This window comes from Streptomyces sp. TOM-9 (genome assembly GCF_056858595.1).
Map to the genome: position 1 here is coordinate 3,832,648 of NZ_JBXEQB010000001.1, position 21,305 is coordinate 3,853,952.

At 72.3% G+C, this 21,305-nt stretch carries 23 protein-coding genes; 14 read left to right on the plus strand and 9 right to left on the minus strand.

The window, feature by feature from the left end; genetic code table 11:
• Positions 1-5 precede the first annotated feature (5 nt).
• From AC1VWI_RS17830 to AC1VWI_RS17840, 3 genes are all read right to left on the minus strand, one after another.
• Positions 6-509 (minus strand): pyridoxamine 5'-phosphate oxidase family protein, encoded by a 504-nt coding sequence (locus AC1VWI_RS17830; protein ID WP_499512006.1) that lies wholly within the window; start codon positions 507-509, stop codon positions 6-8.
• 55 nt (positions 510-564) lie between these two features.
• The gene (locus AC1VWI_RS17835) at positions 565-753 is read right to left on the minus strand and encodes a hypothetical protein (protein ID WP_499512007.1); all 189 of its coding nucleotides are present in this window, start codon (positions 751-753) and stop codon (positions 565-567) included.
• 164 nt (positions 754-917) lie between these two features.
• Entirely contained in the window at positions 918-1,946 is a 1,029-nt protein-coding gene (locus AC1VWI_RS17840) for a LacI family DNA-binding transcriptional regulator (protein WP_499512008.1), read from the minus strand.
• A 158-nt stretch (positions 1,947-2,104) separates the two neighbouring features.
• Here AC1VWI_RS17840 and AC1VWI_RS17845 point away from each other — a divergent pair, with 158 nt between their 5' ends.
• The 4 genes from AC1VWI_RS17845 to AC1VWI_RS17860 all read left to right on the plus strand — a co-directional run bounded on the left by AC1VWI_RS17845 (position 2,105) and on the right by AC1VWI_RS17860 (position 6,960).
• On the plus strand, positions 2,105-3,451 hold the full coding sequence (locus AC1VWI_RS17845; RefSeq protein WP_499512009.1) for an ABC transporter substrate-binding protein: 1,347 nt from the start codon (positions 2,105-2,107) through the stop codon (positions 3,449-3,451).
• A gap of 5 nt (positions 3,452-3,456) precedes the next feature.
• Positions 3,457-4,488: a carbohydrate ABC transporter permease gene (locus AC1VWI_RS17850; protein WP_499512010.1), complete on the plus strand. Its 1,032-nt coding sequence runs from the start codon at positions 3,457-3,459 to the stop codon at positions 4,486-4,488.
• 5 nt (positions 4,489-4,493) lie between these two features.
• Entirely contained in the window at positions 4,494-5,411 is a 918-nt protein-coding gene (locus tag AC1VWI_RS17855) for a carbohydrate ABC transporter permease (RefSeq protein ID WP_499512011.1), read from the plus strand.
• Positions 5,412-5,487: 76 nt separating this feature from the next.
• On the plus strand, positions 5,488-6,960 hold the full coding sequence (locus tag AC1VWI_RS17860; RefSeq protein ID WP_499512012.1) for a GH1 family beta-glucosidase: 1,473 nt from the start codon (positions 5,488-5,490) through the stop codon (positions 6,958-6,960).
• A gap of 22 nt (positions 6,961-6,982) precedes the next feature.
• Here AC1VWI_RS17860 and AC1VWI_RS17865 read toward each other — a convergent pair whose 3' ends face one another.
• The 3 genes from AC1VWI_RS17865 to AC1VWI_RS17875 are packed head-to-tail and all read right to left on the minus strand — an operon-like array spanning position 6,983 to position 8,808.
• On the minus strand, positions 6,983-7,183 hold the full coding sequence (locus AC1VWI_RS17865; protein WP_499512013.1) for a DUF397 domain-containing protein: 201 nt from the start codon (positions 7,181-7,183) through the stop codon (positions 6,983-6,985).
• Positions 7,180-7,995, minus strand: coding sequence for a helix-turn-helix domain-containing protein (locus AC1VWI_RS17870; RefSeq protein ID WP_499512014.1), 816 nt, complete (start codon positions 7,993-7,995; stop codon positions 7,180-7,182). The genes AC1VWI_RS17865 and AC1VWI_RS17870 overlap by 4 nt, the downstream gene beginning before the upstream one ends.
• Positions 7,996-8,046: 51 nt before the next feature.
• On the minus strand, positions 8,047-8,808 hold the full coding sequence (locus AC1VWI_RS17875; RefSeq protein WP_499512015.1) for a GNAT family N-acetyltransferase: 762 nt from the start codon (positions 8,806-8,808) through the stop codon (positions 8,047-8,049).
• A gap of 37 nt (positions 8,809-8,845) precedes the next feature.
• On the opposite strand from AC1VWI_RS17875, the gene AC1VWI_RS17880 reads away from it, so the two are divergent.
• The 6 genes from AC1VWI_RS17880 to AC1VWI_RS17905 all read left to right on the plus strand — a co-directional run bounded on the left by AC1VWI_RS17880 (position 8,846) and on the right by AC1VWI_RS17905 (position 15,363).
• The gene (locus AC1VWI_RS17880) at positions 8,846-9,598 is read left to right on the plus strand and encodes a hypothetical protein (protein WP_499512016.1); all 753 of its coding nucleotides are present in this window, start codon (positions 8,846-8,848) and stop codon (positions 9,596-9,598) included.
• Between the two features lie 72 nt (positions 9,599-9,670).
• Complete coding sequence (locus tag AC1VWI_RS17885) at positions 9,671-11,371, plus strand: nucleic acid/nucleotide deaminase domain-containing protein (protein WP_499512017.1); 1,701 nt, start codon at positions 9,671-9,673, stop codon at positions 11,369-11,371.
• 75 nt (positions 11,372-11,446) lie between these two features.
• The gene (locus AC1VWI_RS17890; RefSeq protein ID WP_499512018.1) at positions 11,447-12,010 is read left to right on the plus strand and encodes an SUKH-4 family immunity protein; all 564 of its coding nucleotides are present in this window, start codon (positions 11,447-11,449) and stop codon (positions 12,008-12,010) included.
• 43 nt (positions 12,011-12,053) lie between these two features.
• Complete coding sequence (locus AC1VWI_RS17895; RefSeq protein WP_499512019.1) at positions 12,054-12,866, plus strand: nucleic acid/nucleotide deaminase domain-containing protein; 813 nt, start codon at positions 12,054-12,056, stop codon at positions 12,864-12,866.
• A 5-nt stretch (positions 12,867-12,871) separates the two neighbouring features.
• The gene (locus tag AC1VWI_RS17900) at positions 12,872-14,842 is read left to right on the plus strand and encodes a hypothetical protein (RefSeq protein WP_499512020.1); all 1,971 of its coding nucleotides are present in this window, start codon (positions 12,872-12,874) and stop codon (positions 14,840-14,842) included.
• Positions 14,843-14,844: 2 nt separating this feature from the next.
• Positions 14,845-15,363 (plus strand): SUKH-3 domain-containing protein, encoded by a 519-nt coding sequence (locus tag AC1VWI_RS17905; protein WP_499512021.1) that lies wholly within the window; start codon positions 14,845-14,847, stop codon positions 15,361-15,363.
• A 31-nt stretch (positions 15,364-15,394) separates the two neighbouring features.
• Here the strand turns inward: AC1VWI_RS17905 and AC1VWI_RS17910 are convergent, their stop codons facing one another.
• Positions 15,395-16,717 (minus strand): NsdA family TPR-like regulatory protein, encoded by a 1,323-nt coding sequence (locus tag AC1VWI_RS17910; protein ID WP_499512022.1) that lies wholly within the window; start codon positions 16,715-16,717, stop codon positions 15,395-15,397.
• Positions 16,718-16,894: 177 nt separating this feature from the next.
• Here AC1VWI_RS17910 and AC1VWI_RS17915 point away from each other — a divergent pair, with 177 nt between their 5' ends.
• Positions 16,895-17,293, plus strand: coding sequence for a hypothetical protein (locus tag AC1VWI_RS17915; RefSeq protein ID WP_499512023.1), 399 nt, complete (start codon positions 16,895-16,897; stop codon positions 17,291-17,293).
• A gap of 33 nt (positions 17,294-17,326) precedes the next feature.
• Positions 17,327-18,190 carry a spermidine synthase gene (locus AC1VWI_RS17920; protein WP_499512024.1) on the plus strand — a complete coding sequence of 288 codons (864 nt, stop codon included), beginning with the start codon at positions 17,327-17,329 and terminating at the stop codon, positions 18,188-18,190.
• Here AC1VWI_RS17920 and AC1VWI_RS17925 read toward each other — a convergent pair.
• A complete protein-coding gene (locus AC1VWI_RS17925) occupies positions 18,187-18,741 on the minus strand; it encodes a hypothetical protein (protein ID WP_499512025.1) in 555 nt (184 codons plus the stop codon). The genes AC1VWI_RS17920 and AC1VWI_RS17925 overlap by 4 nt on opposite strands.
• Positions 18,742-18,849: 108 nt before the next feature.
• On the opposite strand from AC1VWI_RS17925, the gene AC1VWI_RS17930 reads away from it, so the two are divergent.
• Positions 18,850-19,527, plus strand: a complete 678-nt coding sequence (locus tag AC1VWI_RS17930; RefSeq protein ID WP_499512026.1) for a response regulator transcription factor — start codon at positions 18,850-18,852, stop codon at positions 19,525-19,527.
• Positions 19,524-20,912: a sensor histidine kinase gene (locus AC1VWI_RS17935; RefSeq protein ID WP_499512027.1), complete on the plus strand. Its 1,389-nt coding sequence runs from the start codon at positions 19,524-19,526 to the stop codon at positions 20,910-20,912. The genes AC1VWI_RS17930 and AC1VWI_RS17935 overlap by 4 nt, the downstream gene beginning before the upstream one ends.
• A gap of 69 nt (positions 20,913-20,981) precedes the next feature.
• On the opposite strand, the gene AC1VWI_RS17940 is transcribed toward AC1VWI_RS17935, so the two are convergent.
• Positions 20,982-21,221, minus strand: coding sequence for a hypothetical protein (locus tag AC1VWI_RS17940; RefSeq protein ID WP_499512028.1), 240 nt, complete (start codon positions 21,219-21,221; stop codon positions 20,982-20,984).
• Between the last annotated feature and the right edge of the window lie 84 nt (positions 21,222-21,305).

Here is a 21,305-nt window from a genome sequence, read left to right on the forward strand (position 1 = left end):
GCACCTCAGCCGTCCGTGCGCGGGGGCGACTCGTCGTTGCCGCGGCGCACGGTGCGCAGCGGACCGCCGGGCCGCCACACCTGCAGGACGAGGTCGGGGTCCTCGACGTAGGTGCGCACGACCTCGGCGATGTCGGCGCGGAAGAGGTGGAAGGGCCCCTCGGGCACCGTCACCTCGCCGGTGAAGCGGGCGATCGCCGCCGGGTCGGTGACCTCGACGGCGCGTCCGGAGATCCGTACGTCGCCCCCGTCCATGGAGGTGTCGGGACCGGGGTTGACGTGGAGCGCGAAGCGCGGGTCGCGGCGCAGGTCGAGGGCCTTGCGGGAGCCGGGCATCATGCCGAGCCACAGCTCGCCGAGCCGGAACTCGGCCTCGATGCCGCTGAGCCGGGGTGAGCCGTCGGCGCGGAGGGTGCCGAGGACGTGGTGCTTGTAGCCGCCGAATCGGGTGCGCACGGCCTCGGCGAGGCCGGGCTGTGCTTCCTGGAAGTCTGTCCAGCTGGTCGTCATGCCGCCATGCTCCCCGGCATACCCGACATCCTCTGTCGGCATTGCCGGGGCGGTGTCAGTCCTCGCCCGGAAGGCGGCGGGCCGGGTCGTCGCCCTGGCCCTGGCGGGCGGCCTGCCAGATCCCGCGGAGGCGGTCCAGCTCGGCCAGTTCGGCGCGCGACCAGGTGCGCCGGCCCGCGACGTACCGCCGTATGGCCTCATTGGCGGCTTCGACGGAGCGGCGGTCCAGAACGGTCGGTGGCATGTCTTGATTTTAGGAGAGGGGTGTGACAAAGAGCCGCCGATGGCGCCCCGTGGGCCCATGTCACACCGTGAGCCTCCTCACGTGACGGGGCTCACCCCCCGGTATCCGGGCCAACTCCTCCGGGCGCACGGGTCACTTGGCACTGCGGTCCGCCGGGGCGGCGGTCACGCGGACTCGCGGCGCACCAGTTCGGTCGACAGCACGACGTGCCGGCGGGTGGCGGTGCTCGCCGCGATCTCCTCCAGCAGCACCCGCGCCATGGTGCGGCCCATCTCCTCGATCGGCTGCCGCACGCTGGTCAGGGGCGGGTCGGTGTGGCGCGCGATGGCGGAGTCGTCGAAGCCGATCAGCGCCACGTCGTCGGGCACCCGTCGGCCCCGCTCGCGCAGCACCTGCAGCGCGCCGCCGGCCATGACGTCCGAGGCCGCGAAGACCGCGTCGACGTCGGGGCGGCGCTCCAGCAGCGCCCGCATCGCGGCGCGGCCGCCCTCCTCGGTGAAGTCGCCGGCCGCGACCAGCGCGTTGTCGTGGACCAGCCCGGCGCCCTCGACCGCCTGGCGGTACCCGTCGAGGCGGCAGCGGGCGACGTACATGTCCAGCGGCCCGGTGATGGTCGCGACGCTCCTGCGCCCGAGCCCCAGCAGGTGCGCGACCGCCGAACGGGCGCCGCCGACGTTGTCGGAATCGACGTACGACACCGACTCCAGGTCGGAGCGGCGGCCGCTGAGCACCGTCGGCATCTCCAGCTGCTCCAGCAGGTCGGGCAGCGGGTCGTCCTCGTGCACCGAGGCCAGCAGGACGCCGTCGACCCGGTGGGCGGTGAGGTACTGGGCGAAGCGCTGCCGTTCCTTGGGCGTCCGCAGCAGCGTGAGCAGCAGCTGCATGTCGGTGTCGGCCAGCTCCGCGCCCACGCCCCGGATGATGTCGGAGAAGTACGGCTCGGCGAAGAGCCTGGTCTCCGCCTCCGGGATGACCAGGGCGATCGCGTCCGTCCGGTTGCCCGCCAGGGCGCGCGCCGCGCGGTTGGGGACGTAGCCGAGCTCGGCGATGGCGGCCTCGACCGCGGCCTTGGCGTGGTCGCTCACCCGAGGTGATCCGTTGATCACCCGGGAGACGGTGCCCCGGCCCACTCCGGCCCGCGCGGCGACCTCTTCGAGCGTCGGCCTGCCGCTGCGCCGTCCGCCGATCACCATTGCGGCCTCCCAATCACGAGGTGGTAACTGCGCCAACTTAGAGCGTCTGCTCCCTTGACACCTCATCGGGGAACGGAGACTCTTCAACACATCACATGTGGGAGCGCTCCCACACTAGCGAACACGTACACTTCCCGCACGTATCCCGGAGGACCCGAATGCGCACGACAAGGAAGTCGTCCCGGCCACGAGGCCGTACCGCTGCCGTAGCGATAACCGCAGTGGCCGCGCTCGGAGTGAGCCTGCTCGCCGGCTGCTCCAAGGACAGCGACGAGCCCGCGAAGGCCGGTGGCTCGGAGGGTGACGGCAAGGGCAAGATCACCCTCACGGTCGGCACCTTCGGTGTCTTCGGCTACAAGCAGGCCGGTCTGTACGAGGAGTACGAGAAGGCGCATCCGAACATCACGATCAAGGAGAACGTGATCGAGCGGAACGACGCCTACTACCCGCAGCTCCTCACCCACCTCGCCGCCGGCAGCGGCCTGAGCGACATCCAGGCCATCGAGGTCGGCAACATCAACGAGATCGTCACCACCCAGGCGGCGAAGTTCGAGGACCTCTCCAAGGCCGAGGGCGTCGAGAAGTCGAACTACCTCGACTGGAAGTGGGCCCAGGCCAGCACCTCCGACGGCAAGACCGTCGGCCTCGGCACCGACATCGGCCCGATGGCCATCTGCTACCGCACCGACCTGTTCAAGAAGGCGGGTCTGCCCACCGACCGCGCCGAGGTCGCCAAGCTCTGGGCCGGCGACTGGAACAAGTACCTGGACGCGGGCAAGACCTACACCGAGAACGCGCCCAAGGGCACCACGTTCCTGGACTCCGCCGCGGGCCTCTACCAGGCGATCAGCAACGGCGCCTCCGAGCGCTACTACGACAGCAGCGGCAAGGTCATCTACAAGACCAGCCCCTCCGTGAAGGAGGCCTGGGACCTGGCCATGGAGGCCACCACCGGCAAGATGACCGCCAAGCTGAAGCTGTTCGACAAGGCCTGGGACCAGGGCTTCGCCAACGGCCGCTTCGCCTCGCTCCCCTGCCCGTCGTGGATGCTCGGCTACATCCAGGAGAAGTCCGGCGACGCCGGCAAGGGCAAGTGGGACGTCGCCGCCGCGCCGAAGCCCGCCAACTGGGGCGGCTCCTTCGTCGGCGTGCCCTCGGCCGGCAAGAACAAGGAAGAGGCCGTCAAGCTGGCCGCGTGGCTGACCGCCCCGGCGCAGCAGGCCAAGGTCTTCGCCAAGCAGGCGAGCTTCCCGAGCGCCCCGGGCGCCTATGACCTGCCCGAGGTCAAGGACGCCAAGCACGAGTACTTCAGCAACGCGCCGATCGGCCAGATCTTCGCCGACGCGGCCAAGAGCATCCCGACCCTGGTGATCGGTCCGAAGGACCAGCAGATCTACACGGCCATCACCGACGTCGGCATCCTGCAGGTCGAGCAGCAGGGCAAGACCCCTGCTCAGGGCTGGGCGGCTGCCGAGAAGGAAATCGACAACGCACTGGACCAGTGACCCGCATGGCTTCGGAGATCTCCGACATGACCGCAGTGACCGCGCCCCCCTCCGAGGGGGGCGCGGCCCCGCGCGGCGGCTCCGGCCGACCGCGCGACGCACGTGACGAGCGACGCGGCCGCTGGCGCAGCCGCCGCTACCGGTGGGACGTCAAGGCGATGCCGTACGCCTTCGTCTCGCCCTTCTTCCTGTTCTTCGCCGCCTTCGGCCTCTTCCCGCTGATCTACACGGGCTGGTCCTCCTTCTACCGGGTGGAGCTGACCAACCTCGACGCGCGGGAGTTCGTCGGCTTCCACAACTACACCCGCCTGCTGGAGGACGAGTTCTTCTGGAACGCCCTGAAGAACACGTTCACCATCGGTGTGATCTCGACCGTCCCGCAGCTGCTCATCGCACTGGGCCTGGCCCACCTGCTCAACTACAAGCTGCGCGGCTCGACCTTCTTCCGGGTCGCGATGCTCACCCCGTACGCCACGTCGGTGGCCGCCGCCACGCTGGTCTTCACGCTGATGTTCGGCACCGACTACGGCATGATCAACTGGGTGCTGGAGCACCTCGGTTTCAGCCACCACATCGACTGGCGGGCGGGCACCTGGTCCTCCCAGATCGCCGTCTCGTCGATCGTGATCTGGCGCTGGACCGGTTACAACACCTTGATCTACCTGGCCGCGATGCAGGCCGTGCCGCACGATCTGTACGAGTCCGCCGCGCTGGACGGCGCCTCGCGCTGGCAGCAGTTCCGCCACGTGACGATCCCCATGCTGCGGCCGACGATCCTCTTCACGATCGTGGTCTCGACGATCGGCGCCACCCAGCTGTTCGGTGAGCCGTTCCTCTTCGGCGGCCCCGGCGGCGAGAAGGGCGGATCGTCCCACCAGTTCCAGACGCTGGGCCTGTACCTGTACGAGCAGGGCTGGACGAACTACCACCTCGGGCGGGCCTCGGCCATCGCCTGGGCGATGTTCCTGCTCCTGCTGCTGATCGCCGCCGCCAACGGGCTGGTCGCCCGCTGGCTGCGCAAGAACCACGAGGGGTGACGACGATGGCCACCATCTCGACCAACCCGGCGGATCAGGCGGCCGGCGCAGCGGACGCGCCCCGCAAGGCGAAGCGCCGCACCCCCGGGGCGCCCAAGGCCGGACGGCAGCTCCACGCGGGCCCGTTCACCTACATCGTGCTGATCATCTTCACGGCGATATCCCTCTTCCCCCTGGTGTGGACCGCGATCGCCGCCTCCCGGACGAACTCGCGGCTGGCACAGACCCCGCCACCGTTCTGGTTCGGCTCGAACCTCTTCAGCAACCTGCAGACCGCGTGGACCGAGGCCAACCTCAGCACGGCGCTGCTGAACACGGCCATCGTCGCCGGCAGCATCACCATCGGCACGGTGCTGTTCTCGACCATCGCCGGCTTCGCCTTCGCCAAACTGCAGTTCAAGATGAAGAACTTCCTGCTGATGCTGACCATCGGCACCATGATGGTGCCGCCGCAGCTGAGCGTGGTGCCGCTGTTCCTGTGGATCGCGGACCTCGACTGGACGAACCACCTCCAGGCGGTCATCCTGCCGACCTTCGTCAGCGCCTTCGGTGTCTTCTTCATGCGGCAGTACCTCTCCCAGGCCCTGCCCACCGAGATCATCGAGGCCGCCCGCGTCGACGGCGCCAGCAGCCTGCGGATCGTCTGGCACGTGGTCTTCCCGGCCGCCCGGCCCGCGATGGCGGTCCTGGGCATGCTGACCTTCGTCGCGGCCTGGAACGACTTCTTCTGGCCGATCATCGCGCTGACCCAGGAGAACCCGACCGTGCAGGTCGCGCTCACCAGCCTCGGCCGCGGCTACATCCCCGACGAGTCCGTCATCATGGCCGGCGCGCTGCTCGGCACGCTCCCGCTGCTGCTGGTCTTCGTGATCTTCGGCAAGCAGATCGTCGGCGGCATCATGCAGGGCGCGGTCAAGGGCTGATCCCCTCCCCCGGCCGCGGCCGCGCCCCTCCCCACTTACCCCTCTTGTTCACTCGTTCCGATGGGAGCGCTCCCGTATGACAGCGTCCGACATTCGTCCCGCAGCGAGCGGCACCGCCGCAGTAGGCGGCCACCAGTTCCCGCCCGGCTTCCTGTGGGGTGCGGCCACCGCCGCGTACCAGATCGAGGGCGCCGCTGCAGAGGACGGGCGCACCCCGTCGATCTGGGACACCTTCAGCCACACCCCCGGCAAGGTCTTCGAGGGCCACACCGGCGACGTCGCCGCGGACCACTACCACCGGTTCCGTGACGACGTGCGCCTCATGGCCGACCTCGGCCTGAGCGCCTACCGGTTCTCCGTCTCCTGGTCCCGCGTCCAGCCCACCGGCCGCGGGCCGGCGGTGGAGCGCGGCCTCGACTTCTACCGCGCGCTCACCGACGAGCTGCTGGAGCACGGCATCCAGCCGGCCGTCACCCTTTACCACTGGGACCTGCCGCAGGAGCTCGAGGACGCCGGCGGCTGGCCCGCCCGCGACACCGCGGAGCGCTTCGGCGAGTACGCGCGGATCGTCGCCGAGGCCCTCGGCGACCGCGTCCAGCTGTGGACCACCCTCAACGAGCCCTGGTGCAGCGCCTTCCTCGGCTACGGCTCCGGCGTCCACGCCCCGGGCCGCACCGACCCGGTCGCCGCCCTGCGCGCCGCCCACCACCTCAACCTCGGCCACGGCCGCGCCGCCGAGGCGCTGCGCTCGGTCCTCCCGGCCCGCGCCCAGCTCGGCATCACGCTCAACCTGCACCAGGTCCGCGCGCTCACCGGCTCCGCCGCCGACGTGGACGCCGCGCGCCGCATCGACGCCGTCGGCAACCGGGTCTTCACCGGCCCCCTGCTCAAGGGCGCGTACCCGCAGGACCTGCTGGAGGACACCCGCGGCCTGACCGACTGGTCCTTCGTCCAGGACGGCGACCTCGCCGCGATCAAGCGCCACCCGCTGGACGTGCTCGGCATCAACTACTACACGCCCACCCTGGTGTCGGACGGCGCTTCCGTCGACGGGCCGCGCAGCGACGGCCACGGCTCCAGCGCGTTCTCCCCCTGGCCGGGCGCGGACGACGTCGCCTTCCACCAGCCCCCTGGCGAGCGGACGGCGATGGGCTGGTCCGTCGACCCCACGGGCCTGTACGACCTGCTGATGCGGATGAACCGCGAGTTCCCCGACCTGCCGCTGCTCATCACCGAGAACGGCGCGGCCTACGAGGACTCCGTGGGCCCCGACGGTGCCGTGCACGACCCCGAGCGCGTGGAGTACCTGCGCGTCCACCTGGAGGCGGTCCACCGCGCGATGCGCGACGGCGCCGACGTGCGGGGCTACTTCCTGTGGTCCCTGATGGACAACTTCGAGTGGGCGTACGGGTACGACAAGCGCTTCGGCGCGGTCTACGTCGACTACGAGACGCAGGAGCGCATCCCGAAGTCCAGCGCACTCTGGTACGCGGGCGTCGCCCGCACGGGCGCGCTCCCCGACGCGGCGGAGGCGGACACCGCGTCCTGACGGACCGGCGGGACGCGGCGCACTACTCGGAGGGGGGTGCCGCGTCCCGTCCCACGCCGCGGAGGAACTCCGTCCACGCGGCGGGGGTGAAGGAGAGGGAGGGGCCGTCCGGGTCCTTGCTGTCCCGGACGTGCACGCGGTGGGGGGTGGTGGCGACCTCGACGCAGTTGCTGCCTTCGGTGTCGCTGTACGTCGACTTGCGCCAGGACAGTTCGCCGCTCATGCCTCACCCGCCATCCGCTTGATGAACCGCGCCGATTCGTCGGCGCCGAGGGCCTCCGTCCGGATCATGCCATGCCGTTGCGTCAGCGCACCCACCTGTTCGGGGTCCGCTGTCAGCAGACTGAGGGACTGCCCCTCCGTGAGGGCGAGGCGTTCGTGCTCCCGGGTCTCCAGCAGCACGATGGGCCCGTTGAGTCCGGGGTGAGCACCGGCGGCGAAGGGCAGCACCTGCAAGGAGACGTTGCGCAGCTCGGCCACCTCCAGCAGGTGCACGAGCTGCCGCTTCGCCGTGTCCGTGCCACCCACGGGACAGCGCAGGGCCGCCTCGTACACCACGAAGCTGAACTCGACGGGTGGACTGCGCCGCAGCAGTGACTGGCGTTCCAGCCGTGCCCGGACCCGTTCTTCCAGGACCGCGTCGTCAAGCGGCGGCCGGTGCGCTCCGAGCAGCGCGCGCACGGTGGCCTCGATCTGGAGCAGCCCGGGGATCAGCAGCGGTTCGTACGACCAGAGGCTCACCGCCTCCGCTTCGTAGCGGAAGAAGTCCTGGGACCTCGCCGGAAACTTCTCCGGCTTGAGGTACGCCTCCGCTGCGGCCAGCTTCCCCTGGGCCCCGCACAGATGATCCGCGATCTGCAGGAAGCGGGAACTGGGCCGGCGTCGGCCCTGCTCCATGGACTTCACGGTCTCGTAGCCGTACGCCGCCTCGCGCGCCAACTGCTCGCGCGTGACGCCCGCTTGCTCACGCCAGAGCTTGACCTGGTTGCCGCAGTACCGCCACGCCATCGGCGGCTGGGTCACCTCGCCGGTCATACGCACCCACCCCCGCACTCCCCGTGGTCACAAGACTACGGAACGGCGCTGTCAGCCGCGTCCGAAGCTGTGGAAGCGGCCGATGGCCGTGAAGCCGCGGCGCGCGTACCACTGCCGGGGCCAGTCGTCCGCGTCGGCGACGAGGAAGCGGGTGGCGCACCCGGCGTCGACGGCCTCGCGCAGCGCCGTGGACAGGACGGCGTCGGCGTGGCCGCGGCCGAGGTGGGCCTCGGAGGTGATGAGGTCCTCGATCTGGGCGGTGCCGGAGGCGGGGTCGATGTAGAGGTCCGCCCAGGAGGCGACGTCGCCCTCGGGCGTCCGCGCGCCGATGAAACGGACGACGTCCGCACCGCGTCGGCGGACCTCGCGGCGGTCGACGAGCTGGCGGATGACCTCGTCGTCGGCCTCCGGGAGGAAGCCGCGCCAGCGCCGGGCGAGGGGGGCGCGGAAGGCGTCGAGGTCCACTTCCGCCGCGGGGCCGCCGTCCGGTACCGGGCCGGTGTGCAGCATGACGAGCTCGGCGCAGTGGTGGTAGCCGGCGCGGATCAGGGGCGCGGCGCAGGCGGTGCCCGTGGCGTCGTCCAGGACGGTGATCGCGCGGTGCTTCAGGTGGCCCAGCGCCTCGTCGGCGAGGGCCGGCAGCGCCTCGGGATCCACGGCGCCGTCCACGACCACGTGGTTGTTGCCGTGCGAGTACGCGTAGGCGTCGTCGAGGACGGCGAAGCCACCGGGGAGGTCGACGGTGCGCGCGGCCTGGCGGCGGGCGAAGGCGGTGACGAAGGCGCGGATCTGCGGCATTTGCGGTCCTGACATGGGGGCAGCCTAGGCCGGGCCGCTAGGGTCGCGTGCCATGGCGATACAACTCTTCGGCGCCGACGCGGCTTTCGTGGACCGGATGATCGCTCTGGCGGACCTGCCGTGGAGCAGCCGGGCGGTCGAGGACGCGTTCGTGGCCAACGGCTGGGAGGTCCCGGAGAACGAGGAGGAGGGGCCGGTCATCGGCTGGTGGGAGGTCCAGTTCCTCCCCGGGCGTGAGGAGGGCGTCGACGACTGGTGGCTGGAGCTGGGCGAACGGCCCGGCTGCATGGACGACGGGTCCCCCGACGCCGTGTGCGCCCACGCCGGATGCGGTGCGGGGAGCTACGTCCTGCACCCCTTCGCGTACTTCGCCGACCCCGACGACCCGGCCGAGTGGGACAACGAGTTCGGGCCCTGGCACAGCCGCCCCGACGTGCGGCACGAGGCGACGGCGGAGGACCACGACGCCGAGTACCAGCGGGTGGCCGCGCTGCTGCGCGACCGGCTCGGCGAGCCGGAACCCGCGGGCCCCTGGCCCTACGAGGACATCGACGCCATTCGGCACGTCCGCTGGTCGCGGGGCGACGCGTACGTGATCCTCCTCGACGGGAACGACGCCATGTCGTACGGCGCATACCGCCGCGCTGGCGTCGCCGTCCGGCCGCGGCGCCAGGACCGGTCCGGGCGATCACGTGCCGTACCCGGTGGCCACGGCCCGGTGCTGCTTGAGCCGGGTGATGTGCGCGGCGACGGCGCCCCCAGGCGACCCGTCCGAGACACGGTCCTTCATTCCCAAGGCAGTTGAGGAACTGGAGCCGCTCACGTAGCGTCAAAATTTCTGCAGCTGCAGTCAAGAGAAGACACGGGGGTGTCCGCGGTGGGTGTCGTACTGCCCGACGAGCTGGCGTACGTGCTCGACCTGATCGGCATCGCATGGCCGAACGTCGACGAGGACGACTACCGCGAGATGGCCACGTCGCTGCGGGACTTCGCGGACGACATCGACGGCGGTGCCATGGACGCCCACACCGCCGTGCAGGAGCTGCTGGGCGCGAACGCGGGCGCCGCGATGGACGCCTTCGAGGCGCACTGGGGCAAGGTCAAGGGCACGCATCTGGCCAATCTCGCCGAGGCCGCGCGGATGGGGGCGATGGCGCTCGACGGGGTGGCGATCGCGATCGAAGTCGCCAAGGTCGCGGCGATCGTCCAACTCGGCATCCTGGCAGCCGAGATCGTCGCGACCATCGCCTCCGCCCCCTTCACGCTCGGGCTGTCGAGCTTCGCCGGGGCCGCCGCGACCCAGGCGACCCGGATGATCGTGAAGAAGATCTTCCGCGAGGTCATCAACCAGGTCGTCGACCAGCTGATGTCCATCGCCACCGCCCCGATCTACGCCGCCTTGGAGTCGATGGCGGCCGACCTGATCATCCAGGTCGGTTCCAACGCCCTCGGCCTGCAGAAGGGCGTCGACCTCGGCCGGACCGCCGACGCCGGCAAGGAGGGCTTCGGCGAGGGCGTCGACGGCGCCAAGAAGCAGGCCGACAGCTTCACCCTCGCCAGCGCCGGAGGCGGCGGGGGCGGGGGCGGGGGCACCGGTGGCGGGGGCGGCGGCGGCAGTCACTTCCAGAGCGACGGGGACAGCTTCGACCGGATCGACACCCAGCTCGACGGCATCACCGGCTCCCTGCACGGCAAGTCGAAGGGGCACCTGGGCCGGGCCCGCAACGCCAAGAGCCGCACCGGCGGCCGCGGCGAGATCGCCGAGCACGTCATGCCGATCGCCACGAAGATCGTGGACGGCATCGGCGAGGCGGCCGAGAAGGCCGTGGGCCATCTGCGCGGCGACATGCGCAAGGGCCTCAAGCAGATGCACCAGAACCACCGCGACAACGACGACCACATCGCGACCGAACTGAACACCATTCACGGGGCCCGGAACCGCGATCCCAACAACCCGACCCCGGTCTACCTGCTGCACGACGACGGCAGGGTCCAGCGGGTCCATCCCAACGCCTCGACGAGCGACGTGCACCCCCTGGACACGTCGGGGATCCACAACATCACGGGCGGCAAGTCCTCCACGACCCCCATCAAGAAGGGTGACTACCCGCTTCCGCCGAAGAAGAAGGGCGACATCCGGACCAAGGTGGACTCGCGCCAGATTCCCGAGGGCGGGTCGGAACTGGCGCGAGCCACCCAACTGGCGCGCCAGGCGCACAACGGCACGGGCGACTACGGCGACAACAACTACGCCGCGGTCCGCTACAAGGACGACCGGGGAGGTGAGTTCATCCTCGTCGGGCGGAGCAACCGCGCCATCTACGCGCACTCCGAGCGGGTGCTCGGCGTCCCCATCATGAACACCGGGAACCGGGACCACATCACGGAGCTCTACACGGAGAGAGCACCCTGCGAACGCAGGTCACCCGTGTGCGCCGCATGGCTGCAGCACTACTTCCCCAACGCCTCGGTGGAACACACGTTCCAGTACGGGCCCACCAAGGCGAGCGAGGACGCCGGCAACGAGGAGCACCAGCGCTACATGGAGCGGCTCAAGCAACGTCACGGTCGGGCGTGATGAGTAGACTCCGCTGGTCCGACGCCCACCGACAGGTAGTGCGGCGTCATGGCGAGGAGCAGGAAGGACCGGTGAATGTCGCTCGAGCAGACGCACGCACATCTCGTTGAGGTCTTCGGGCCCGAGGCCGTCGTCCGTGTACCCGAGGACTCCCTCAACCCGGCCATCACGCATAGGGAGACCAGGCGTTTCCTCGCCGGGGCGGGCCTTCCGGATCCCAAGGACTTCCTGTTCGGACTGGAACCGGGCGTCGCCGGCGGCATGAGGCTCGCGGGTGAGGTGTACGAATTCTTCGGCGACATGGAGGACCTCCCGCGGACATCGGACAGCTGGGTCTTCATCGGCTGGATCGGCTACGACGACGGTCTGGTCGTGGACGGCGTCGACGGTTCCGTCCACGCACTCCCCCAGGGCGAGTCCCTCTCCGAGCCGCTTCACCCGGGTCTCGCCGAACTCGCGGAGTTCCTGACCGTTCTGTACGAGGAGCGGGCCAACTACGCCGACGGCACGGACCGACGACTCCGTGAGGAGACCGTGGAGCGGATCACGGCGCGCTTCCGCTCCGTCGACCCCGGCGCGCTGGCCGACGAGGAGGGCACGTACACGCGCCTCCTGGAAAGCATCGCCGAGCATTACTGACGGACCGACGCGACGGAGCGCCCGTCGAGGAGGAAGAGGGCAAGTGACCGACCTTGGGCAACCCGTGGTCGCGCGGTTCGGCGAGGGCGGCGTCCGCCGCTTCGCGAGCGCTCCGGGCGTGGTGGTGCCGCTCCAGGTGGGACCGTATTTCGCGACCGCGCCGGAGGATCCGGAGTCGCTGGTCGAGTACGCGGCGACCCTTGAGGTGGGAGTTCCCGAACGGGCGCGCGAGTACGTACGGCTCGGCAACGACCGCGGGTACGAGATCTGCCTGGCCCCCGACGGCGCCGTACGCGGCGTCCTCGTGGAGTACGACGAGCCCGAGCGGCATGTGAACGGCACCCTGGAGGCGTTCGCCCGGAGCCTGCTGGCACTGGACGAGGCCCTCACGGCGATCGCGGCCACCAACCGGCCCGAGACGGCGTCGCAGGCGTTCGCGGCGCTGGAGACGCGGCTGCGGGAACTGGACGGGACGGCGTTCGCGGACCGCGAGGACTGGTGGCCGCAGGTGCTGGACGACCTCCGGGACACCGCGAGCGCGGAGTGGTTCGCGGCGTTCGAGGTCGTCGACGCCGACGGGGAGGCGAAGATCCTGACCTCCTCGGGCGGGATCTGCGTGCACCCCGAGGAGCGGCTGTGGGCGAACCTGCGGGCGGCCGGGGTGGAACCGGAGCAGGTCAGGCGCATCCACACCGAACTGGAGTCGTGCTTCATGCCGGGGCACTACTGCTCGATGATGCTCGCGGACCTCTTCCCGGAAGCCGGGCTGACGCACAACTTCCCCTACGGGGAGACGGCCGAGTCCCGGGCCGCCGGCATCCGGAAGCTGCGCGAGGCGGCGGCACAGGAAGGCTGAGGAACATGGACGGCGAACTGGGGACGGCGGACCGGCCCGCTCTCGGGGCCGGCCGGGGGCCCGCGGGCCGGCGGGTCCTGGAGTGGGCGACGTCGGGCACCAAGGCACCGCTGGCGGTGACCGGTTCCCCCGGTGCCGGCAAGAGCCATCTGCTGGCGTGGTTCGTGGCCGGCGCGCACGAGGCCCCCGGCACCATGGTGCACGGGCTCGCCCCCGCCCGCGGTCTGACCGTGGACGCCGTGTCCTGGGAACTGGGGCGGCAACTGGGCTACGGGCCGCTCTCCCCGGATGACCTGCTGGGACGGATCCTGGCCGACCCGCGGCCGCTGACCGTGGGCTTCGCCGACCTGCACCGCGCCGGGCCGGGCTGCCGGGAGGGCCTCGTGGACCCCCTGCTGGGCTTCCCGCACGTGCGCGTGCTGCTCGAAGCGGGAGACGTCGGGAGCGTTCCCGACGGCGCCTTCGTGGTCGACCTGGACGACCCCGCACTGACCGATCGCGCGGAGTTCGCCGCCTGGTACGCCGGTCTGGCCCCCGCCGGCGCCGCCTTCACCGCGGACCAGGTGTTCCCGCACCCGGCGACGGCCCGCCTGGCCGCGACGGTGCCCGGGCCGCCCGCCGAAGGGGCCGTACCGGCCGTGTGGTGGGTGCGGCTGCCCGAGGCGGCCCGCCCCGCGCTGCACACGCTGGCCGCGCTGCACGGCCCGGTCCCCCGGGACGTGTGGGAGTTGCTGCACGCGCACCTGACGGGCGACCCGTCGGCGTCGGAGGCCGTCGCTGCCGCCGTGGAGCGCCTGCCCGAGGGGTCCGGGTACGAGGTGCCGCCCGGCGGGCCCGTCGCCGCGGGCCTGGACGAACGCATCGTCGACGTCCTCAAGTCCCGTGCCCTGACCAGCTCCTACGCCCGCGAGCACGTGCTCGGCCACGCCGTCGCCGCCGGTACGGCGGACCGGCTGCTGCGCGACGCGGGCTTCCTCGTCCACGGCTCCGCGACGGCCGTGACGGCGGCCCTCTCCGACCCGGACACCGCGGCCGCGGCCCCCGCGGTGCTGGCCCCCGTGTGGCGCCGCGCGGCGCCCGTGCTGACGACCCCCGGCATGAGCGACCCCGAGCGCGCCGCCGTCCTGCACGCCGCCGCGCTCGCCGACGCACCCCAGATGGCCGCGCTGCTGCGCCCCATCGCCGACCGGCACACCTGGACCGCCGAGTGGTTCCGCCCCGGCGAGTCCTTCACCGCCCTCGGCCCCGGCACGGTCGAGGGGGAGCTGCTCGCGGCCGATCCCCTCGGCCGGCTGCACTCCCTCGACCCCGTCACGGGTGCGGACCTGCGCAGGGTGCCCTCCCCCACCGAGGTACGGCCCGTAGCCCTGGCGGCCCTCGGCGACGGCCTGCTGCTCCTCGACCGCGACCAGCTTCTGCACGCCTTCCCGCCCGGCACGGTCGCCTTCGGTGAGGCCGCCCACCGCCACAACCCGGACGTCCCCTCGGCCCTGGCCTCGGTGCCCTCCTCCGGTCTCCTGGTCGTCGGTGACGCCGAGGGCCGCGTCCACGTGTGGCGCTCCCCCGCATACGACCCCGGGCCCGTGAGCCGCCCCCTGCACCAGGCCCCCGTCTCCGCGGTCGCGCACGTCCACTCGGCCCTGCACGACCTGTCGTTCTGCCTCAGCGGCGGGCTGGACGGCACCCTGCGCCTGTGGGCGACCTCGGACGAACCGATGCCGGACCCCGTGGAGCGGCGCGACTCCGTCATCACCGCCCTGGCCGCCGCGGACACCCCCGCCCACGGCCCGGTCGCCGTCGCCGCCTGGGCCGACGGCCGCGCGAGCGTCTGGAACCTGCTCGACGCCCGCGTCCACCCTCTTCCGCTGCTGCACCGCGCGGACGCCATCGCCCTCGCCCCCGACGGCGCCCTCACGGTCACCGGCCCCGGCGGTACGTACGGCCTCCGGCTCCACCTCGACCGGCTGTGGGCGTAGCGGTGCGAGGAGCAGGAGACCCATCTGCTCGACGCCACGAGGGCAGCGGCGGTTCGACGCACGAGGGGACCGTCCGGCGGTGGCTGGAAGAGCACGGCTGGTACGCCGGGCGGGACGTTCGGGACCCGATCGCCGGTCACCTCGCCTTCCGGCTGCGTGACGCCGAGCGCCAGGGCTTCCCGCTCACCGCGTCCGCCGCCGCACTGCGCTTCCTGCACACGTACGGGCTGCTCCGCCTGCCGTACCCGAAGGCACCAGAGATCGCTCTCGTCGTCCGCCCGGACGTCGGTTACGAGGGCGACGCCGAGGATTTCGCCGAGCTCGGCGGCAACCTGCGCCGGCCGGTGCTCCCCGTCGGGTACGAGACCTCGGAAGGCGGGATCGTGCTGGTCGACGACCTGGGCCGGGTGTTCTGCCAGCACCCCACCGGGCCGTACTTCCTGGGCCACGACGCCTACGAGGCCTTCGCCCGCCGCCTTTCCGGGAGCGTTCTGCCGGACGCGGAGGACTTCCACGTCTGACGCGGCCACCGGCACCGCGGAGCGCGCCGGTTCACGCCGGCCGCGACTGCGCCTGCCTGCGCAGGAATTCGGCGACGTCCTTGCGCCGGGAGTACGGCTGGAGGGTCTGGGCGGTGGAGGAGAGCATGCCCCGCACGCGCGGGGACTGGACGCGGCCCAGGAGGTCCAGGACGCGGATGCCGGCGTCCGTGGCCTCGTCGACGAGGCGGGCGGAGGCGAGGTTGTCGGCGAGTTCCGCGGTGTACAGCGCGGCGTTGCGCGTGAAGTGCGGCGCCTGCAGGCCGACCGCGCGCCGCGCGTGCTCGACGGCGCGGTGGTGGTCGCCGAGGGCGGACCAGGACTGGGCCTCCAGCCCGGCGAGTTCGGCCTCGCCGTAGAAGGTCATCCACTCGGGGTCCGCGGCGCGGGGGCCGCTGCCGAACAGGGTCTGGGCACGGGCGAGGGCGCGTTCACAGCCGGGGCGGTCGCCGAGACCGGCCCACCCGCCCGCCTCGCGGAGGGCGAGCAGCGAGAGCAGGCGCGGCGAGCCGAGGTGGCGGGCGGCCTGCTGGGCGGCCTGGGCCGCGCGGACGGCCTCGCGGGGGCGCCCGGCATCGCGGGCGAGGAAGGAGGCGTTGCAGAAGGCGTGCGCCTCCAGGGCGCGGTCGCCGGCCATGCGGGCGGTGGCGAGGGCCTCGCCGTAGAAGGAGCGGGCGTCGGCGAGGCGCCCGGAGTCGTGGGCCAGCCAGCCCACGGAGATGGCGAGTTCACCGGCGCCGCCCATCAGGTCCTCGGCGACGGCCTGGCTGTAGGTGCCCTCGTCGAGGAGGCGGTAGGCGGCCCCGAGGGAGTGGCCGGCCTGGCGGTAGAGCGCGCCGGCGCCGTGCCGGTCGTCGTGCAGGCGGATCTCGCGGACGGCCGCGCGGACGGCCCGGGCCTGGGGTCTGCCGACCTTGTGCACCGGCTCCGCCGCGGCGGCGGGCCCCAGCATCAGGGTCGTGGCGATGGCGGCCGGGCCGCCGGTCATGAACGCGCGACGCAGCACGTCGCTCTCCTCGTCGGTCTCGGTCTCGTACGGGGCCGGCCGGGGGGCCGGGACCGCCGTGCCGCGCCGGCCGCGGACCAGCTCACGCGGCTCGAAGCCCATGTCGGCGAGGTCGCGGCCGGGGAACATGTGCCGGAAGACCCGCTCGTAGGCGTAGTTGGGGCAGCGGATCTCCCCCGACTCCACGCGGCCGATGTAGCGGGCGTCGCAGCTGACCTGTTCGCCGATGTCCCGCCCCGCGCGGCGCACGGCGGCGGCGAACTCACCGGGGGACCGGTCTCCGCGCAGGCGCCGGAAGGCTGTGTTGGGGGTGGAAGGTGACGAATGCATCGCCGGGCTCCCGTTGGACGGTCGGTGCGGTGCCGGTTGGCGGCGCGACGACCGTACTCGCTGTGAGAGCCCGAGTACCGTGGGTTTGGCTACAAAAGGGATATCTCACCCTCCATTCGCCATGAAACGCCACCCCTGTCGGCGTCAAGCGGGCGTAGCCGTTGACGTCCGCGCGCGTTGGACACCGTGCAACCCACCGTCCGACCCCAAGGAGGATTCGCCTTGTTGGACGAACCATGGGATCTGGTCACCGTCCCGGCCCGGCAGGGACTGGAGGCCGTGGACATCCTGCGCATGCGGACCGGTCTCGGACCCGTGCTGCACGACAGCTCCGGTCACAGCCTCGGCTTCCTGGTGCCGCCGGGCACGGCCGACGGCTGGGACATGCCGGGCAGCGCCTGCACGCAGACCGAGGGCGGCGGCTTCACCGTCCCCGGCGAGCTGCGGGAGCCGCCGGTGGCGGGCACCGGCTGGCTGGTGCCCCCGCACGACGACAGCGCCGTGACGGACCCGGCGGTGCTGCGTGACGCGCTGGGCGAGGCCGCCCGGATGATCGAGCTGGCCGACCGGCTCTGAGCCCCGCGACGCCTGCCGCCCATACTGGGGTGCATGGCACCGCGCAGGACGAGGACGACGAAGGCACCGGACGGCATACGCGAGCAGGTCGGCGGGGGTCTCGCCGAGCTCGTGCCGGACCGGGACCGGCCGCGGGGCTGGTCGCTGCTGATCGACGGGGCGCCGCAGTCGCACGTCGACCTCGGCGACCCGGAGTACCTGGACTTCTCCTACCAGCGCAGGCTCGGCCACGTCGTCGACCTCGCCGCGCCGCCCGGCCGCCCGCTGCGCGTGCTGCACCTGGGCGGCGGCGCGCTGACCCTGGCCCGCTACACCGCGGCGACCCGGCCGCGCTCGACGCAGCAGGTGGTGGAGCTGGACACCGCGCTGGTCGAGCTGGTGCGGCGGGAACTGCCCTGGGACCGCACCTGGCGCATCAAGGTGCGCGGCGGCGACGCCCGCGAGGGCCTGGCGAAGGTCCCGGAGGGCTGGGCGGACCTGGTCATCACGGACGTCTTCGGCGGGGCCCGTACGCCCGCCCACCTGACCAGTACGGAGTTCCTCGCGCAGGTGCGGCGCACGCTGACGCCCGGGGGGCTCTACGCCGCCAATGTGGCGGACGGCGGACGGCTGGAGTTCCTGCGGACGCAGATCGCGACGGTGCGGGCCTGCTTCCCGCACGCGTGCCTGGCGGCGGATCCCGCGGTCCTGCGGGGGCGGCGCTTCGGCAACGTCATCCTGGTGGCCGCGGACGGCGAACTGCCCGTGGCGGAGTTCACCCGGCGGGTGGCCTCGGACCCGCATCCGGGACGGGTCGAGCACGGCCGGGAGCTGGACGCCTTCGCGGGCGGCGCGGCGCCGGTCACCGACGCCACGGCGGCGGCCTCGCCCGCTCCCCCGGAGTCGGTGTTCCGCTAACCGCCCGTGTTCTGCGCCTTGTACGTGTCGACCGTGGGCGGATGCCCGTTCCAGGTGCAGAAGAGCGACGAGGTCGTGGTGGCCGAGACGAAGTCGACGCGGATCCACTCCGGTTGCTTCCAGACCTTCATCTCCCAGCCGGAGTCGGGCGTCGCCGAGACCAGGGTCGCGGAGGTCTCGCCCAGGTCGAGCACGACCCGTCCGCCCTCGACCGTGTAGCCGTGCACGTTGCCGGTGTCGGCGGAGGAGGTGGTGGCGGGGGTGGCCGAACCGGGCGGCCGGGCCGGGGCGGAGGCGGGGGTGCGCGGCGTGGCGGGGGCGGTCCTGGCCGGGCCGGTGGCCGTGGGCCCGGCCGCGCGGTGGGTGGCTCCGCCGTCCGGGGACTGCGTGGGGGCGGGGACCTTGTCGGAGACCGGCTCGGAGATCGGCAGGGCCCGCGGCGGGTCGTAGGCCGTGCCCGCCAGCACGTGGTGGACGCCGAACCACGACAGTGCGACGGCGGCGCTCGTGGCGAGCGTCCACGCTCCGGCGTGCGCCAGTCCTTTTCGCATCCGCCCATAGTGCCGGACGCACCCGCCGGAAGGAGCCGGGGGTTGCGCTTCACGTTCTGACGTGCTCGCGCCCACCCGGCATCCCCCTCATGGGCTAAGTTGCGGGCCATGGCAAGTGTGCTCGTGGTCGAGGACGACCAGTTCGTGCGCTCCGCCCTCATCCGGCACCTCACCGAGGCCGCGCACACCGTACGGAGCGTGGGCACGGCCCTGGAGGCGCTGCGGGAGGTCGCGCAGGTCGGCTTCGACGTGGTGATCCTGGACCTCGGCCTGCCGGACCTGGACGGGGCCGAGGCGCTGAAGATGCTGCGCGGCATCACGGACGTGCCGGTGATCATCGCGACGGCGCGGGACGACGAGTCGGAGATCGTGCGGCTGCTCAACGCGGGTGCCGACGACTACCTCATCAAGCCGTTCTCGGTCGAGCACCTGTCGGCGCGCATGGCGGCGGTGCTGCGCCGCTCGCGGTCGGCGGAGGCGGACCGCGTGCTGCGGGTGGGCGGGCTGCAGATCGACGTCCTGCGCCGCCAGGCCCTCCTGGACGGGGCGCCGCTGGACCTGACCCGCCGTGAGTTCGACCTGCTGTCCTTCCTGGCGGCCCGGCCGGGCGTGGTGGTGGCACGGCGCGAGCTGCTGTCGGAGGTGTGGCAGCAGTCGTACGGCGACGACCAGACCATCGACGTCCATCTGTCGTGGCTGCGGCGCAAGCTGGGGGAGACGGCGGCCCGGCCGCGCTACCTGCACACCCTGCGCGGGGTGGGCGTGAAGCTGGAGCCACCGCGGTGAGGTGGGCGCTGGTCAAGGTCTGCGTCGCGGTGACGGCCATGGTCGTCGTCGCCTTCGCGGTGCCGCTGGCGCTCACTGTCAAGGAGATGGCCCGGGACCGGGCGCTCGGCAACGCGGAGCGGCAGGCCGCGGCCATAGGGCCGGCGCTGGCGATCACCACCGACCGCACCCAGCTGGAGCGGGCGGTGGCCTCGACGCAGGCGGGCGCAGACGGCCGGATCGCGGTGCGGGTGCCGGCGACGGAGGGCACGGCGGGGGTGGAGATCGGCGACCCGCACGCCCCGGACGCCGACCTGGACCGGGCGTCGGAACTGGGCCGGGCCTCCACCGTCCCGGTGACCGGGGGCTACGCCCTGCTCCAGCCGACCGCGGTCGGTTCTGGCTCGGTTGCGGTGGTCGAGGTGTTCGTGCCGGACGGCGAGGTCAGCCGCGGGGTCACCGCCGCCTGGGCGGTGCTGGCGCTGGTCGGCGTGGGCCTGATCGTCGGCGCGGTGGCCGTGGCGGACCGGCTCGGCACGCGCCTGGTGCGTCCGGCCGAGCGGCTCGCGGAGGCCGCGCACGGCCTGGGGCGCGGGGACCTGACCGTACGCGTCCCGGAGGACGGCCCGGCCGAACTGCGCTCCGCCGCCGTGGCGTTCAACGCGATGGCGGACCAGGTGGTGCAACTGCTCGCCAACGAGCGGGAGCTGGCCGCCGACCTGTCACACCGGCTGCGGACCCCGCTGACCGTGCTGCGGCTCAACGCGGCCTCGCTCGGCGACGGCCCCGCCGGGGAGCAGACCCGGCACGCGGTGGCGCAGCTGGAGCGCGAGGTGGACCAGATCATCCGCACCGCACGGGCCCAGCAGGCGCAGAGCCAGCCGGTCGCGGTGGGCTGCGACGCGGCCGAGGTGATCCGGGAGCGGATGGCCTTCTGGTCGGCGCTCGCCGAGGACCAGGGCCGCGAGGTGAGCACCGCGGGCGTCGAACGCCCGGTGCGGGTACCGGTGGCGCGGGCCGAACTGGTGGCGTCGCTGGACGCTATGCTCGGCAACGTCTTCCGGCACACCCCCGAGGGCACGGCCTTCGCGGTGGACGTGCACAGCAGCCAGGAGGCGGTGATCGTGCTGGTCTCCGACGCAGGCCCGGGCATCAAGGACCCGGCGGCCGCACTGCGACGCGGCCAGGGCGCGGGCGGCGACGGTTCCACGGGCCTCGGGCTGGACATCGTACGGCGCCTCGCGGAATCCACCGGGGGCGACGTCCGGCTCGGCTCCTCGATGCTGGGCGGCGCGGAGATCCGGGTGTGGATCGCGCTGCGGCCGCTCGCCGCGGGCGGCAAGCGGAACCACCGCGTGGTGCGCCGCAGGCGGCTGAAGCGGACCGCCGCGGCCACGGGGCCCTGAACGACCGAGGCCGGATGGCTCTCGCCACCCGGCCGGTATTCGGATCGGATCCCGCGATATCCGGTCCGTTCAACCCCAATAAATGTCGCAGGCCTCGTAGTAGTAATAGTATGCGTCCTCCCCGGAATAGCAGTAGTCGTCACTGACGTAGCCGCTGACGGCGCCGGCCCGCTGCTGGGAGGTCTGCGTCACCGCGGAGCCGGCCTGCGCCGAGGCCGGGGCGGCGAACGCCGTGGTCGGGATCAGGGCACCTCCCGCGGCCAGCGCGGCGGAAGCGGTGAGGACTACCAGACGTCGTGTGCGAGTCATCGGGGTTCTCCTTGCGTGAGGAATTACGGGGAGGTATGTACGGCGAACGGTCCTGTCCGGAATTTCACTGCGAATTCCCGGCCC